At 67.1% G+C, this 771-nt stretch carries 1 protein-coding gene; it reads right to left on the bottom strand.

Annotated elements, in window-relative coordinates:
• The coding region (locus PV768_RS21845) for a malate synthase (protein ID WP_421094206.1) at positions 1-771 on the bottom strand (771 nt) is incomplete at both ends.

Here is a 771-nt window from a genome sequence, read left to right as displayed (position 1 = left end):
TTGATGAGGGAGAAGATGTAGTCCCAGCGGCCGGCGTTGAGTCCGGCGGCGTGGTCGCGGAGTTCGTAGAGGATTTCCTCCATTTCGAACGCTGCGGTGATGGTTTCGATGAGCACGGTGGCGCGGATGGTGCCCTGGGGGATGCCGAGGAGGTCCTGGGCGAGGATGAAGATGTCGTTCCAGAGCCGGGCTTCGAGGTGGTTCTCGATCTTGGGCAGGTAGAAGTACGGGCCTTTGCCCTGGGCGAGGAGGCGGCGGGCGTTGTGGAAGAAGAACAGGCCGAAGTCGACGATGCCGCCGGCGACGGGTTCGCCGTCGATGAGCATGTGCTTTTCGGGCAGGTGCCAGCCGCGGGGGCGGACCACGATGGTGGGCAGGTCGCCGGCGGGGCGGAGTTTGTATTCCTTGCCTTCGGGGGAGGTGAAGTCGATGCGGCGTTCCAGGGCGTCGGTGAGGTTCAGCTGGCCCTTGATGACGTTGCGCCAGGTGGGGGTGGAGGAGTCTTCCATGTCAGCGAGCCAGACCTTGGCCCCGGAGTTCAGGGCGTTGATGGTCATCTTCTGGTCCACCGGTCCGGTGATTTCCACGCGGCGGTCTTCCAGGCCGGGGGCGGGGGGAGCGACGCGCCAGGACGGGTCGTTGCGGATGTGCTCGGTTTCGCGGAGGAACCTAGGGTCCTGCCCGGCGGCGATCTCCGCCCGCCGGGTCCGGCGTGCCTGCAGCAGTTCCTGCCGCCGGGCCGCCGTCGCCCGGTGCAGCCTGGCCACGAAC

The sequence above is a fragment of the Pseudarthrobacter sp. CC4 genome (assembly GCF_048957775.1).
Taxonomy (GTDB): domain Bacteria; phylum Actinomycetota; class Actinomycetes; order Actinomycetales; family Micrococcaceae; genus Arthrobacter.
This window is presented reverse-complemented; position numbering and strand designations above follow the sequence as displayed.